Below are 13,646 nucleotides of genomic sequence, written 5' to 3'. Positions count from 1 at the left end.
CTCACTTTCCCGACTTTTCGGCCTTTTCGATGAATTCTTTGAGGTGCTTTGCGCACGCTTCTGCGGCGCTCTGTTCCTGATTAGTGTTGCGACTCTTGCCGACCGAATAGGCAAATACCACCTGCGTAGATACTCGATCAATCACTGAAATGCTGGCACTCGTTGCGCCACGTGCAGCTCTTGCTGCCTGCGCCGATTGATAGGCGCGATCCCACGTATCGGATTGAGAATTGCCTCCAATGCTGTTCGAGTTCTGGATTACGACTTCGGGAGAATCTGGCTGGGTGTGACTCAAGGTGCTTTCAATAAGGAATTGAGCTTTTGTTTTGTCGGAAACGACCGTCAACGGCACCTGTTTTTTCAGAAATGCTGCGGACAGGTAGGTTTCATATCCATCCATCGGCTCAATAAAAACAGTAGAACCCGGTGCAATCGGCGTTGTTTGGGCTGAAACCAATGATGGCATCGCAAGCAGCGAGCAGAGCAATAGTGCTCTCTTCATAGCTAAAGTCTTTCCTTTCGTTGTTCGGTAAACCGAACAGTCAAGACCAAAATACCGGGAACGATGGAATGTGGCAATTTCTTTTCCTGTCCGTCTGGGTCGTCGTATTAGCGAATTGCGAGAGAAGCGAGGCCTCTCGCAGACTTTGCTCGCCGATATGACAGGGATAGGCCGCGCTCACTTGTCTCAGATTGAGAACGGAGCAGTGGCGGCGAGGATCGATACGCTGTACGCGCTGGCTCAATCTCTAGAACTGACGATGGAAGAATTGTTTCGCGGGTTCTAACTGATCGTTACTCGGCACGATTCTTGTACGATCCGCGCTTTTTCGGCTCTTCGATGGGCATGATGGAAACAAGTTCCTCAATCGTCCAAGCATGACGCGCGATCCCGGATTCCATGGCAGGCGTGACGCGAAGCGTTTTGTGGATGCGGCAGAAGTTGTAGTACATGAAATGCAGCGCTACTGCGGCCTCATGGTTTTCCATCTTCTTCGAGAACGCATTCGTTAAACGCGTGAAGCGACGAATGTGCATGCGCATCGTGAGGTTCTGACGCTCTACAAATGATGTGCTGATGTGCTTAGGGTCAGGATCGCCCATCAAGACTGCAGTCTGTGTCCCGATGCATTCGCCTGAACTGTAGCGAAGATCATGGCTACTGTTGCCGTACAGCTTTATCAGCATCGCGTAATCGACATCCATTCCAAACGCCCCTTCTACTGCCTCTCCATACATCTTGAGTCCATCAGTAGTGAGTTGAACGCGAATGCGACTATCGATGCGCGATGCTACATCCTCCATAAACGCCTTTGCCCACCGAGGGCCGCGCTGTCCAACAAGATAGGAAACGATGAGTTTGGAATCGGCATCGATAGCCGTCCATGTCCATACGTCTCCCTGTTTGTCTGCATTTTCTTCTCTTACATTTTTCTGTTTCGCCCCTACGAACGACCAGATTTCATCGGACTGAACACGCTTCGAGTGGAGACCGCGCACGTGATCGTCGTGGTACTGCATGCATGCCGCCCCCATATCTACAAGCAGCTTGACGACGGTGTTCTTTGCAAAGCCGGTCATCCGCACTGTGGCACGGATGCTATTGCCCTCAACCAGACAGTAGATAATCCGGGCGCGTTCGGCAATGCTCAAGCAGTTCATAATGACCATTATGCTTGATTAAGCAAAATACTTCAATTGCTATTTGCCTTTTCTATAACTTTTATAAGACGGACTGGAAAGCCGACCCCTAAGGGGGATCTCCCTTTGGCTCGAACAACGGCCAGTTCCTCAAAACCGGAAACTCGTACTATATCTCCATGCATTTCAATAATTTGAGCCTCAGTAAGAATACCTCCATTAACCGGCACCAATACAATATCTCCAGCCTTCATTGCGCCCTCCGATAAGACATCTTGCTCTATTGCGGTAAAGGCTCAAAAAAAAGTCCATTGAGGCAAATTATTTTTGCCCGATTTGCACTAAACAGGTGTAATCTGTCCTTATCTTAGAGGAGGCCTCCCATGCCGGAGTCGAAACCCCTTACACCTGCGTATGTTCCCTTTAAGACCTTCATCGTGGTGCTTGATAGCTTTGGATCGTTCCTACCTGACCGCATTGATACTTCTATGTGGCCTAGCTACTCGGGTGGGATCAAAAGTCAGTTGATCGGTGCGCTGAAGTTTTTGCGGCTCATTGAGGATGACGGAACGGTGACCGAAGCGTTACGCACTCTAGCGCATACCCCTGCTGAGCAGCGGGGCAAGGCCTTTCAGCCGGTAATGCGTGAGGCTTATGGACAGTTGACTTCGCTCGATCTGACAAAAGCTACCCCGGCTAGTTTCGACGCGGAACTCAGAAAATTTGGGCAGGATGGAGAAACGCATAGAAAGGCCGCTAGCTTCTTTCTTCAGGCCGCAAGATGGTCTGGGATACCGCTATCCCCTCTCTTGCTAAAGAAAGGCAGTTTATCTGGGGCGCGCAGAAAGCGAGTCCCGAACGGAACAGCCGGGCAGCGGTCCGTAAAGTCTCCAGCCGCTACAGCTAACATATCTAGCACACTACCTATCCTCTCTGCTGGAGGATCTGTGCGTGAGATTGTTCTGTCCGACGGGTCAAAGCTATTGCTTAAAACGGAAAAAGATCTGTTTCAAATGGCTTCGGATGACCGCAAGTTTACGATGAAACTTTTAGAGATGATCGAGTCTTACGAAGATGAAAATCCCTATATCGATGTCGATAATGGGGAGGACGAAGACTCTTAATTTTTTGTCGTAAGACGAAAACGCCCCAGCTTTAAGGGAGCTAGGGCGAATCCTACAAGAAGGGAGAGAGTAGCCATGCACCGTGGTCAGTGCTCTCGCCGTTCATGCGTAATTACCATTCGCATGTTTGGAGTGGTAATCACTATCGAAATACCACCATAGGGTGAAAATCCTATGGCCTCAACCGTGATGGGTAGCCTACGAGGAATACTCAGCTGCCCTCACGTATTTTACCACTTTCCCACCGTTTTTCCGCAGCCTTTTTCGCAATCTCGGCACGCCGTTTTGGTGTTAAAGATTCAGCCCGCGCGGCTCCTCGCCTTATCGCCTTCTCCGCTTTTCTCTTACTTGGCTTTTCTCCTATCGCCTGATCGACGATGGATTTGGCCAGAGTGTTTATATCCATGCCTTAATGATGCGCTGGCGCTCTATCAGACGCAATACCCGCGTTTTTCAAACTGACCCACTACCTGCGCCTTTCCCGGAAGCGCTCACCAGTTTACGCCCGGCCGTTAAACTCGCCGTTTTCGGTTGCGACGCGAACCTTGTCGCCTTCCTTGATGAAGAGCGGAACCGCGACTTCGATGCCGGTCTCGACCTTGACGTTCTTGGTTACCGAACCGCTGGCCGAGTTGCCCTTGGCGCCGGGCTCGGCATAGGTGACGGTGAGCTCGACGTACTGGGGCAGTTCGAGGCCAATGGGGTTTCCATTAAATTTGTGAACCTTTACGATCAGCCCTTCGAGCAGATAGTCGCTGGCATTGCCGATCATCGACTCGTTCAGCGTGTGGGTTTCGAAGGTCTCCTGGTCGAGGAAGTGGGAACCTTCGCCGTCCGAATAGAGGAACGATGAGGGAACGACCTCGAGATCGGGCTCCTTGAACTTTTCGCCGGCTTTGAAGGTCTTATCAAAGACAGCCTGGGTGAGGAGGTTCCGCATCTTGATGCGGACCAGGGTCTGACCGCCGCGGGCGGTGGGGGTGGAAATTTCGACGTCGAGGCAGACGAAGGGCGTGCCTTCGATCTCGAAAAATCCCTTGCGCTTAACGTCGATGGCGTCGATGAGTGCAGCCATGGTGATCTCTCCTGCGAACTGCCGGCCGCGCGTCGCTGCCAACCTGTTCCTGGGCTTTTCCCACAGTATAAAAGGCCGGGCGCCGGAGCCTGTTACGCAGCCTCGAAGAGTCATAAAATAGAGGGGCAATGCCATTTCCAATCAAGACATGCATCGTGTGCGGAGAAGAGTTCGAACTGAGGCCGGATAAGCCGGGCTTCGCCAACCGCTGCTGGGACTGCAGCGTGAATGACGAACCAGAGGCTCAGGGCGGCACAACGGCTTCAGACGCGCTCGACAATGTGAGCGAGATCAATGCGGAGCGCCGGAAGGCGATCCGGGATCTGCTCTACCGCAAAGACAGCTAACCGCGAACGGCGGGGCTGCCCTCGGCAGCTCCGCTCAAGCTCGTGGTGTGCAGCGGACAACCGGACACGAAAGATGGGTACGGATGGAAATGAGCGGCAGACCTAAGATCTTTGTCTCGGCCGGCGAGGCAAGCGGCGAACATTACGGCATGCTGCTGATCCCGGCAATCCGGAAGCTGGTGCCCGGGGCGGAATTCTTCGGTCTCGGCGGCCAGCGGATGGAAGCCCTCGGCTTCCGGCGGATTGTGAAGGCCGAAGACGTCGCCGTTATGGGCATCACCGAGGTGATCCGGCACATGCCCCGCATTTATGGCGAATACCGGCGGCTCAAAGCATCGATCCGGGCGGAACAGCCGGACGCCGCCGTGCTGATCGACTTCCCCGACGTCAACCTCTCACTGGCAAAACACCTGAAGCGCGCCGGCGTGCCGGTGATTTACTTCGTCTCGCCACAGCTGTGGGCGTGGAAGAAGTACCGCATCCGCGAGGTGCAGCGCTATGTCGACCGGATGCTGGTGATCTTCCCCTTTGAAGAGACCTTCTATCGCGAACGCGGCGTCGAGGCGCAGTTTGTCGGGCATCCGCTGGCGGAAATTCCACGGCCCACGGTCACGCGAGAGACTTTCGCATCGCGCTGGGGTTTGGACCCCACGAAGCAGTGGATCGGGCTGCTGCCGGGCAGCCGCGGCAAGGAAATTCGCCTGAACCTGCCGGAGATGCTGCGTACGGCATCACTTCTGAGCAGGCAGGGCCAATATGAGTTCATGCTGCCGCTGGCTCCGACCCTGACAGCAAAGCACAAGGCAACGGTGCAGGAGATTCTGGCTTCTGTGCCGGTAGAGGCGAAAGTCGCGGTAACGGATGACGCACGGGGGACGCTGCTGCACGCGCGCGCAAGCCTGGTGGCGAGCGGCACCGCGACGGTGGAAGCGGCACTGATCGGCAATCCGTTCCTCGTGGTCTATAAGGTTTCGCCGTTGACCTATGCAGTGGCGAAGCGGGTGGTGGATGTGCCGCACGTGGCGATGGTGAACCTGATTGCCGAGCGCCGACTGGTTCCGGAGCTGATCCAGAACGACTTTACGGCGGAGCGGGCCGCTTCCCTGCTGGAACCGTTGTTGCGGGATGGAAGCGAGAGAGAGCAGATGCTCAGCGGGCTCAGGGCGATATCGGATATGCTCAAGGCCGAAGGGCAAGAGGAAGCAACGGCAGTCGATCGCGTGGCTCGCGTGACCAGCCAGATGCTGCAGGGGAAGCAGCCGGGACACTGAATTGAGCGCTTCAATTTTCGGGCAGGTCGGTGAGAAGACTCAGAGCGTGTTGGCCGCAATTGTCCGGAGTGGACGGCGGAGCCGTTGGGGTATCGCGGCGGTAGCCGTCGCCGGAGCCCTGGCTTTCGGGCCGGGCGCATGGGCGGCGGAAAAACAGACCATCGACGTAACCGGATACACCATCGACGTCGAGCTCCATCCCGCGGAGCATAGCCTGACGGCGATAGCGAAGGTGACCTTTAAAGCGCTCGCCCCGGTAGATACGGCGATCTTCGACCTGCACGGCGCGCTCCGTGTCGAAAAGGTCACCGACTCGACCAACATTCCCCTGAGCGGCGAGCGCGGCGCCGAATCATCGCTGCGGATTACCCCGGCTACACCTCTCGAACAGGGCAAGAGCTATACCTGGACCTTCACCTACGGGGGATCGCTCGAAAACGACGCGGGCGGACCGGTAGAAGGGCTGAAGCTGGCCTACATCGGCGACCCGATCACCTACCTGCTTTATGCCGGGCGCTGGTTCCCGATGGCCGGCTACCAGACTGACCGCTTCACCGCGGCTATCCATGTAAAGGTGCCTACGGGCTACGCCGTTGTCGGCAGTGGGCGACAGGGCGAGGGCAAGCCCGTCGACGGCGGCGAGACGGAGTACGACTTCGACTGGGAAAAGCCAGGCTTCCCCGGCACGATCATCGCCGGCAAGTTCGAGAAGGCAGTTTCGCCCGCGCCAAATATCCACATCTATACGACTGAAGCCCACAAGGCCGCAGCCGAGGATTACGCCCAGGAGACGCTTCGGGTCTTCGCCTTCTTTACCTCGGCCTTCGGTCTGCCGGAGTCGAACCAGATCAACGTGGTCGAGCTGCCGAACGACACGGTGCCGGTCTTCTGGGCTCCGGAGATCGCGGCGGTCGCGGGCAATCGCATCGGCGGCAAGGGCGATTACCGCCTGCTGGCCAACACCATTGCCCACCAGTGGTGGGGCAGCGAGATCAGCCCGGCCACGATGAACGACGAGTGGATCACCAATGGCATGGCCCGCTATGGCGAACTGCTCTACCTCGAAGACGCCGCCGGGCGCTCCGCGATGAACACGGCTATCTTCGACGTGGAAGCAGCGGCGCTAGCTTATGACACGATCCCGCTTACCAGCGCGGGGCGCTTGAACGTTTTCTCGCCGGAGTTCCAGTCGATGACCCTCGACAAGGGCGGCATGGTCTACCACATGCTGCGGGGCATGGTCGGCGATGACAGCTTCAGCAAGATCCTGCGGGCGACGCTTTCGCAGTACACCGACAAGAGCATCCGCACCACCGACTTCGAGAAAGTCGCCGAGGCGCAGTCGCAGCAGCAGCTGACGCCCTTCTTCGCGCAGTGGCTGGATGGCACCGGCGCGCCGAACTTCACCGACAAGTACGCCATCTACCGGCTGGGCAACAACCGCGGCTTCCGCACCATCGGCGAAATCCAGCAGGACCTCGATCTCTTCAATATGCCCGTCACCCTCGAAATCGAAACCGAGGGCAAGACCGAGACGAAGAAAATCAACGTCGTCGGCACCGATTCGCAGTACGTAGTGGACACCTTCGGACGGCCGCGCAAAGTGCGGATCGATCCGGATAACTGGGTGCTGAAGACGACGCCGGACATGCAGGTGCGGGTGTCGATTCTCAAGGGCCAGCAGCTGATCGCGCAGGGAGACACGGCCGGCGGACTCGCAGAGCTGCACAAGGCGCTCGAGGCGAACCCGCAGAGCTCGCTCGCCAGCTATCGCATTGCCGAGGTTTTCTTCAACCAGCACAACTTCCAGTCCGCGGTGAACTCTTACCGCGACTGCCTGCGCGGAGACGGCGATCCCAAGTGGACCGAGGTCTGGAGCCATGTGCAGATCGGCAAGATCTTCGACATCACCGGGCAGCGCGATCGCGCCATCACCGAGTACCGGCAGGCGATCCAGACCAACGACAACACCGCCGGAGCGCTGAACGAGGCGCGGCACTATATCCAGGTGGCCTACAAACTGCCCGAGACGCCATAGCTACGAATTTCATTTCGAAAATGGCGCATGACCTTGGTCAGTCCTACGCCATTTTCTTTGCCGCTCTTTGTGGCGATCCCGTGCCATGCTGGCTCCAGGCCCTTCCCCATGAAGATTACGCCTGCCGATATTGCGCTCGAATTCATTGACATGATCAATCGCCACGATCTTTCGTGCTTTGAAGCACTCACCACTGAAGACTTCTTGTTTATCGATGCGGAGGGCAGCCGTATGCCCGGCCGCAAACCGTTGTTGCGCAGCCTCCGTGCCTATTTCGCATGGTTTCCGGATTATTCGATCGAGGTGGAGCAATCCTTCGCGAGCGGTAGTTTCGCCATGATCACGGGCCTGGCCATGGGCACGCCGATGATCGGCGGGGAGTGGGACAAGGCTCATCGCTGGCGATCGCCGTCCGCATGGCAGGCGATCGTTCACTCGGGCCGGATCGCGGAGTGGCGTGTCTATGCGGATAACCGGCTGGCGTGGCAGGCCATTCGAGGAAAGCAGGCGCGGCAGACCCGGCCACCGCTGACCGCGAGCGAAGGCTATTCTCTGCTGCTGCCGGAGTGAACGCGAGTGCGTCCTCCCTCAGCGAGCCAGAAGCAGAGCAGACTGAAGAGTGCGGCACCGACCGTGAACTTGACTGCGACCGGAGCTCCCGAGGGTGAGAGAAAGCCTTCGAGCATGCCGGCGACGACCAGCAGCGGCACCACACCGGAGAGCAGGCGGATCGCCTCCCTGCCGCCCTCGGCCAGCGCATCGCGGCGTGAGAGCATCCCGGGAAACAGCAGAGCCGCGCCCAGGCGCAAACCCGCGCCTCCGGCGATGAAAATGCTGGGCAGCTCCAGCGAGCCATGCGCCGCGACAAAGCTGAAGAGGTCGAGAGCCATGTGCGCCTGCGAGCAAGCGGTGCTGATGACGCCGAATTGCAGGCCGTTCTGGAAGAGCAGCCAGATGCTGCCGAGCGTCCCGACGATGCCCCCCGCGAAGGCCATGAAGGCGACACTGATGTTGTTGGTGAGGATGGCACTCGAGGCCTGCGGCTTCATCGAGACGATGGACTGGGTCCACATACGATGCTGCGCGATAGTCTCGAGCATCTGCGGACCGAGCATGGTGCGCATGAACGCAGGCCGCGCCAGCGTGAGCAGTGTGCCCAGCACCACGCCGGCCAGAAAGATCAGCGTAGCGGCCGCGACCCACGGAAAGAGCCGGCGGAAGATTCTCGGATAATCGAAGGCCAGGAAGCGGAAGATGGAGCCGAATCCCGTCCTGCGGCCGGTGTAGATGCGATTATGCGCGCGGCTGAGCAGGCCGTTGAGATGGTCTTCGAGCGCGGCGGCGGCGCGGTCGGAGCGCACGGCGGAAAGATCGGAGGCGACCTGCCGGTAGAGAAGCCCGAATTCGCGCAGCTCCGAAGGCGGCAACGTGCGAATGCCCGAGGTTTCCACCTGCCGGGTGAGGCTTTCAAGCCGGGACCAGGAACCCTGCCGTTGTTCGATCCAGTGATTGGAGATCATGCGTGCATTGCGGGACGGAAACGGCTCTCGCGGATGCGATCAGCATAGCAGTCCGGCGGGTTTTTCGAGACAGCAGGCCGCGCCTTCGGTTACAACTCGACTGATGGCATTTGCTGAACGCTACCCCGCCGAGTCCGCCCTGGCTGCGGACCTGCTGACGATCGACACTCCGGAGCAGGTATCGCTGCGCTTTCCGGTGGCGGGCGTGGGCAGCCGCTTTCTTGCGCTCTTCGCGGACTGCGTAATCCAGGCCGTAGCCTACCTCTTGCTCTTCCTGGTCCTTGTGCTGATCGCCTCCGCCGCGCCCAAGACATCCGCTGCGCAGGTATCGCACAACGCCGAAAAGTGGACGATCGCGTTCCTTATCGTCGTGCATTTCCTGATGTACTGGGGATACTTCGCGCTTTTCGAATCTTTCTGGAACGGGCAGACGCCCGGCAAGCGGCTCTTCAAGCTGCGCGTGATCCAGGATTCGGGACGACAGATCACCTTCTTCGAATCGCTGGCGCGCAATCTGATCCGGATCGTCGACTTGCTGCCGGGAATGTACCTGGTCGGAGTCATCTCGATGATCTCGAATCGCCAGCACAAGCGCCTTGGCGACCTGGCCGCAGGTACTCTCGTGGTCCATGAGCGGCGCACCGAGGAACCGCTATGGGGAGGCACCGGATCGCGCACGCTCACCGCTGCCCTGTTCACGCCACCGGTTGAGACCCCGAACTTTGCGGCGCCGGGTCTCGCTGCAACGGATACGGACTTCCCCGCGGATGCAGTCGCGCGGCTCTCCCCAGACGATCTGATGGTGATGGAGCGCTTCTTCGCCCGCATTCTCGATATGGATCTGGAGACGAGAGCCAATCTCGCGGACCGGCTGGCGCGCCAGATGACGGCAAAGATGGGTGTAACCCTCGCGCCGGACGCGAAGCCGGAACGAACGCTCGAAGGGCTGGTCCGGCAGATGCGCTCGTTTGGGCGCTAACCCAACGAGCGACCTGCCGAGCATCGCAGCCTACAAGAGCCGGCGCACCTCGCGTGCGATCTGCGCCTCTTCCTGGCTGCCTACAATACGGACTTCGACAGGCCCGGACGAGATGACCTCTGCCGCGGCTTTGTTCCGTGCGTCGTCGATCTGCACACCGAGCAGCGCGAGCTTTGCTCCGACGTTCGCGCGAACCGAATCACTGTGCTCACCGATCCCTCCAGCGAAGATCAGCTGATCGAGACCTCCGAGCGAGACAGCGAACGCCGCCACGGTACGGGCCACGGCGCGGCAAAAAATCTCGATCGCCAGCGCAGCCTCACTGCTTCCCTTGCCCGAGGCTTCGTCGAGCTTCCGCATATCGCTGGCTCCGCCCAGGGCGAGCAGGCCGGAGTCATGGTTCAGCAGATCCTCGAGTGCCTCGTCGTCGAGATGATGCACCCGCATCAGGTAGAGCAGCACGCCGGGATCGAGATCGCCGGTGCGCGTGCCCATGGGGATGCCGCCGGTCGGCGTAAGCCCCATGCTGGTGTCGATGGATTTGCCGTCCTGCACGGCACAGAGGCTGGCGCCGTTGCCGAGGTGCGCGATCACCGTGCGCGGCTTCAGCGATGAGCTGAGCTTATGCACGATCGAGGCATACGAAAGTCCATGAAAGCCGTAGCGATGGACGCCTTCGTCGACGAATTTCTTCGGCAGAGGATAATGGCAGGCTTCCTCCGGCATCGTGCGATGAAAGGCCGTATCGAAGCAGGCAATCTGAGGGATATCGGGATAGACGGATTGCGCCGCACGGATCAGTTCGAGCGCCGTAGGAATATGGAGTGGGGCGAAGTGCACCGCCTCTTCGAGTGTCTTCAGCACCTCGTCGTCGATCACCGCATGATCGCGCAGCTTTGAACCGCCGTGGACGAAGCGATGCCCTACAGCGCCGGGACGCGGCTCATGCAGGCTGTCGAGCGCCTTGGTGAGATGGTCGAGGGCTTCCTGCTGCGAAGCGTAGACGCTCTCTTCGTGAAAGAGCGACTTCCCTTCGGGATCGAAGACTTCGAGCTTGCCTCCGGATTTTCCGATGCCTTCGGCCGAACCGCGAAGCAGCGGTCTCTCCTCGCCATTTTCCGGCGAAAAGAGACCAAACTTCAGAGTGGAGGAGCCGCTGTTGATAGAAAGGATAGGGACGCCGCTCATGCGTTGTCCCCACCCGTATCCAGGCTGGCAGCGGCGTGCGAATCCCCACTCCAGCGCCAGTTGCGGACCTCGGGCATATCCTCCCCGTACTGAGAAACGTACAGCTTGTGCTCCTGCCGCTTGGCGGTAAACCACAGCGTGGTGTCCTCGCGCAGGTGCGCCAGGCTCGGCGTCCGCAACACCACATCCAGCACCAGGCGGAAGCGGTCGAGGTCATTCAGCACGCACATGTCGAAGGGCGTGGTGGTCGTGCCCTCTTCCTTGTAGCCGCGCACATGGATATTGTTGTGGTTCGTGCGGCGGTACGTGAGCGTGTGGATGAGCTGGGGATAGCCGTGGTAGGCGAAGACCACCGGCTTGTCCTTGGTGAACAGGCGGTCGAAATCCTCATCCGGCAGGCCGTGCGGATGCTCGGTGGTGGGCTGCAGGCACATCAGATCGACGACGTTGACCACTCGGATCTTCAGCCCCGGAATGCGCTGCTTCAGGATGCTGACCGCGGCCAGCGTCTCAAGCGTCGGCACATCGCCGGCGCAGGCCATCACCACATCGGGATCGCCTTCGCCGTCGTTCGAAGCCCAGTGCCAGATGCCAGCGCCCACCGTGCAGTGGCGGATGGCGTCGTCCATCTTCATCCAGACCGGAGCGGGCTGCTTGCCGGCGATGATCAGGTTAACGTAGTTCCGGCTGCGCAGGCAGTGATCGGCGACCGAGAGCAGCGTGTTCGCATCGGGCGGAAGATAGATGCGCACCACATCGGCCTTCTTGCTGGCCACATGATCGATAAAGCCGGGATCCTGGTGGCTGAAGCCGTTGTGATCCTGCCGCCAGACGTGCGAGGAGAGCAGGTAGTTGAGCGACGCGATGGGCTTGCGCCACGGGATATGACGCGTCACCTTCAGCCACTTCGCGTGCTGGTTAAACATCGAGTCGATGATGTGGATGAAGGCCTCATAGCAAGAGAAGAAGCCGTGGCGGCCGGTGAGCAAATAGCCCTCGAGCCAGCCCTGGCACATGTGCTCGCTGAGTACTTCCATCACGCGGCCGGTGGGTGTGAGGTTCTCGTCGACCTCCTCGGTCTCGGCGATCCAGCGCTTGCCGGTCTCCTGGTAGATGTCCTGCAGGCGGTTCGAGGCGGTTTCATCCGGGCCGAAGACGCGGAAGTTGGCGTGCGCGATGTTCGACTTCATCACATCGCGGAGGTAGTCGCCGAGCACCTTCGTCGCTTCGACATCCACGGCGCCGGGCGTCGGGAACTTCACCTCGTAGTCGCAGAAATCCGGCAGGCGCAGCGGCTGGAGGAGCAGGCCACCGTTAGCATGCGGGCTCATGCCCATGCGCAGTTCGCCCTTGGGGGCGATGTCGGCGTACTCGGCCTTGAAGGTGCCCTTCTCGTCGAAGAGCTCTTCCGGACGATAGCTCCGCATCCAGTCCTCGAGCTGCTTCAGGTGCTCGGGCGTGTCGCGGACGTCGGCCAGCGGCACCTGATGGGCACGCCAGGTGCCTTCCACCGGCTTGCCGTCGACGAACTTCGGGCCGGTCCAGCCCTTGGGGGTGCGCATCACGATCATCGGCCAGATCGGGCGGGTCGCGTCGTTGTTGTCGCGCGCGTTCTTCTGGATGGCCTTGATCTCATCGAAGACCACATCCATCAGCGCCGCCATCTGCTGGTGCATCGTCTCCGGATCGTGACCGGTGATGAAAAAGGGCTTGTAACCATAGCCGCGGAAGAGCGACTCCAGCTCGCTTTCCGGAATACGGGCGAGGACCGTCGGGTTCGCGATCTTGAAGCCGTTCAGGTGCAGGATCGGCAGGACTGCGCCATCGGTGATCGGGTTGAGGAACTTGTTCGAGTGCCAGCTGGTAGCCAGCGGTCCGGTCTCGGATTCGCCGTCACCGACGATACAGGGCACGATGAGGTCGGGGTTGTCGAAGGCCGCGCCATAGGCATGCACCAGCGAGTAGCCGAGCTCACCGCCCTCATGGATGGAGCCGGGCGTCTCCGGTGCGACGTGGCTGGGCACTCCATACGGCCAGGAGAACTGGCGAAAGAGGCGCTTGATGCCGTCGCTGTCGCGCTCGATGTTCGGATAAAGCTCGGTGTAGGAGCCTTCGAGATAGGTGTTCGCCGTAAGACCGGGGCCGCCGTGACCGGGACCGATGATGTACAGCATCTTCTGGCGGCGCTCACAGATGATGCGGTTCAGATGGACATACAGAAAATTGAGGCCGGGGGTGGTTCCCCAGTGGCCGAGCAGGCGAGGCTTGGTGTCATCGACCGTGAGGGGACGATCCAGCATCGGGTTGTCTTTGAGATAGATCTGGCCGACGGAAAGATAATTCGCCGCGCGCCAGTAGGCGTCCATTTTGCGCAGAAGTTCGGGGGATAGAGGCTGCTGCTGCAGCCCCACGGTCGGCGTTTCAGTGGAAGCCATCAAGAATCTCCTTAGGAACTGGGCCTAA

General features: G+C 59.4%; 14 protein-coding genes. 7 read left to right on the top strand and 7 right to left on the bottom strand.

Annotated features, from left to right (window positions below; all coding sequences use genetic code 11):
- Position 1: 1 nt before the first annotated feature.
- The gene (locus QM649_RS05465; protein ID WP_415198009.1) at positions 2–502 is read right to left on the bottom strand and encodes a hypothetical protein; all 501 of its coding nucleotides are present in this window, start codon (positions 500–502) and stop codon (positions 2–4) included.
- Positions 503–572: 70 nt separating this feature from the next.
- Here QM649_RS05465 and QM649_RS05460 point away from each other — a divergent pair, with 70 nt between their 5' ends.
- Positions 573–788, top strand: coding sequence for a helix-turn-helix domain-containing protein (locus QM649_RS05460; protein WP_415198008.1), 216 nt, complete (start codon positions 573–575; stop codon positions 786–788).
- A gap of 7 nt (positions 789–795) precedes the next feature.
- Here the strand turns inward: QM649_RS05460 and QM649_RS05455 are convergent, their stop codons facing one another.
- Both QM649_RS05455 and QM649_RS05450 read right to left on the bottom strand, forming a co-directional pair.
- A complete protein-coding gene (locus tag QM649_RS05455) occupies positions 796–1,662 on the bottom strand; it encodes an IS1 family transposase (RefSeq protein ID WP_415198007.1) in 867 nt (288 codons plus the stop codon).
- 32 nt (positions 1,663–1,694) lie between these two features.
- Positions 1,695–1,895 (bottom strand): hypothetical protein, encoded by a 201-nt coding sequence (locus QM649_RS05450; RefSeq protein WP_415198006.1) that lies wholly within the window; start codon positions 1,893–1,895, stop codon positions 1,695–1,697.
- A gap of 129 nt (positions 1,896–2,024) precedes the next feature.
- Between QM649_RS05450 and QM649_RS05445 the strand changes: the two genes are divergently transcribed.
- Positions 2,025–2,765: a hypothetical protein gene (locus QM649_RS05445; RefSeq protein WP_415198005.1), complete on the top strand. Its 741-nt coding sequence runs from the start codon at positions 2,025–2,027 to the stop codon at positions 2,763–2,765.
- A 499-nt stretch (positions 2,766–3,264) separates the two neighbouring features.
- Here QM649_RS05445 and QM649_RS05440 read toward each other — a convergent pair whose 3' ends face one another.
- Positions 3,265–3,882: an elongation factor P gene (locus QM649_RS05440; RefSeq protein ID WP_415198004.1), complete on the bottom strand. Its 618-nt coding sequence runs from the start codon at positions 3,880–3,882 to the stop codon at positions 3,265–3,267.
- An 86-nt stretch (positions 3,883–3,968) separates the two neighbouring features.
- Here QM649_RS05440 and QM649_RS05435 point away from each other — a divergent pair, with 86 nt between their 5' ends.
- The 4 genes from QM649_RS05435 (at position 3,969) to QM649_RS05420 (ending at position 8,066) form a co-directional block, all read left to right on the top strand.
- Entirely contained in the window at positions 3,969–4,187 is a 219-nt protein-coding gene (locus QM649_RS05435) for a hypothetical protein (protein ID WP_415198003.1), read from the top strand.
- Positions 4,188–4,276: 89 nt separating this feature from the next.
- Positions 4,277–5,458 carry a lipid-A-disaccharide synthase gene (lpxB, locus tag QM649_RS05430; protein WP_415198002.1) on the top strand — a complete coding sequence of 394 codons (1,182 nt, stop codon included), beginning with the start codon at positions 4,277–4,279 and terminating at the stop codon, positions 5,456–5,458.
- A 1-nt stretch (position 5,459) separates the two neighbouring features.
- Positions 5,460–7,496, top strand: a complete 2,037-nt coding sequence (locus QM649_RS05425) for a M1 family aminopeptidase (RefSeq protein WP_415198001.1) — start codon at positions 5,460–5,462, stop codon at positions 7,494–7,496.
- Between the two features lie 108 nt (positions 7,497–7,604).
- The gene (locus tag QM649_RS05420; RefSeq protein WP_415198000.1) at positions 7,605–8,066 is read left to right on the top strand and encodes a nuclear transport factor 2 family protein; all 462 of its coding nucleotides are present in this window, start codon (positions 7,605–7,607) and stop codon (positions 8,064–8,066) included.
- Here the strand turns inward: QM649_RS05420 and QM649_RS05415 are convergent.
- Positions 8,042–9,016 carry a stage II sporulation protein M gene (locus tag QM649_RS05415; RefSeq protein ID WP_415197999.1) on the bottom strand — a complete coding sequence of 325 codons (975 nt, stop codon included), beginning with the start codon at positions 9,014–9,016 and terminating at the stop codon, positions 8,042–8,044. The genes QM649_RS05420 and QM649_RS05415 overlap by 25 nt on opposite strands.
- 103 nt (positions 9,017–9,119) lie before the next feature.
- Between QM649_RS05415 and QM649_RS05410 the strand changes: the two genes are divergently transcribed.
- Positions 9,120–9,995, top strand: coding sequence for an RDD family protein (locus QM649_RS05410; RefSeq protein WP_415197998.1), 876 nt, complete (start codon positions 9,120–9,122; stop codon positions 9,993–9,995).
- 30 nt (positions 9,996–10,025) lie between these two features.
- Here QM649_RS05410 and QM649_RS05405 read toward each other — a convergent pair whose 3' ends face one another.
- A complete protein-coding gene (locus tag QM649_RS05405) occupies positions 10,026–11,183 on the bottom strand; it encodes an acetate/propionate family kinase (protein ID WP_415197997.1) in 1,158 nt (385 codons plus the stop codon).
- Positions 11,180–13,618: a phosphoketolase gene (locus tag QM649_RS05400; protein WP_415197996.1), complete on the bottom strand. Its 2,439-nt coding sequence runs from the start codon at positions 13,616–13,618 to the stop codon at positions 11,180–11,182. Before QM649_RS05400 ends, QM649_RS05405 begins: the two co-directional genes overlap by 4 nt.
- Positions 13,619–13,646 lie beyond the last annotated feature (28 nt).

It is taken from the genome of Silvibacterium sp. (assembly GCF_047605705.1).
Taxonomy (GTDB): Bacteria; Acidobacteriota; Terriglobia; order Terriglobales; family Acidobacteriaceae; genus Silvibacterium.
This window is presented reverse-complemented; position numbering and strand designations above follow the sequence as displayed.

Coding starts and splice junctions, on each gene's coding strand:
- QM649_RS05465 (WP_415198009.1), bottom strand. CDS start 502: ATGAAGAGAGCACTATTGCTCTGCTCGCTGCTTGCGATGCCATCATTG.
- QM649_RS05455 (WP_415198007.1), bottom strand. CDS start 1,662: ATGAACTGCTTGAGCATTGCCGAACGCGCCCGGATTATCTACTGTCTG.
- QM649_RS05450 (WP_415198006.1), bottom strand. CDS start 1,895: ATGAAGGCTGGAGATATTGTATTGGTGCCGGTTAATGGAGGTATTCTT.
- QM649_RS05445 (WP_415198005.1), top strand. CDS start 2,025: ATGCCGGAGTCGAAACCCCTTACACCTGCGTATGTTCCCTTTAAGACC.
- QM649_RS05435 (WP_415198003.1), top strand. CDS start 3,969: ATGCCATTTCCAATCAAGACATGCATCGTGTGCGGAGAAGAGTTCGAA.
- lpxB (WP_415198002.1), top strand. CDS start 4,277: ATGAGCGGCAGACCTAAGATCTTTGTCTCGGCCGGCGAGGCAAGCGGC.
- QM649_RS05420 (WP_415198000.1), top strand. CDS start 7,605: ATGAAGATTACGCCTGCCGATATTGCGCTCGAATTCATTGACATGATC.
- QM649_RS05415 (WP_415197999.1), bottom strand. CDS start 9,016: ATGATCTCCAATCACTGGATCGAACAACGGCAGGGTTCCTGGTCCCGG.
- QM649_RS05410 (WP_415197998.1), top strand. CDS start 9,120: ATGGCATTTGCTGAACGCTACCCCGCCGAGTCCGCCCTGGCTGCGGAC.
- QM649_RS05405 (WP_415197997.1), bottom strand. CDS start 11,183: ATGAGCGGCGTCCCTATCCTTTCTATCAACAGCGGCTCCTCCACTCTG.
- QM649_RS05400 (WP_415197996.1), bottom strand. CDS start 13,618: ATGGCTTCCACTGAAACGCCGACCGTGGGGCTGCAGCAGCAGCCTCTA.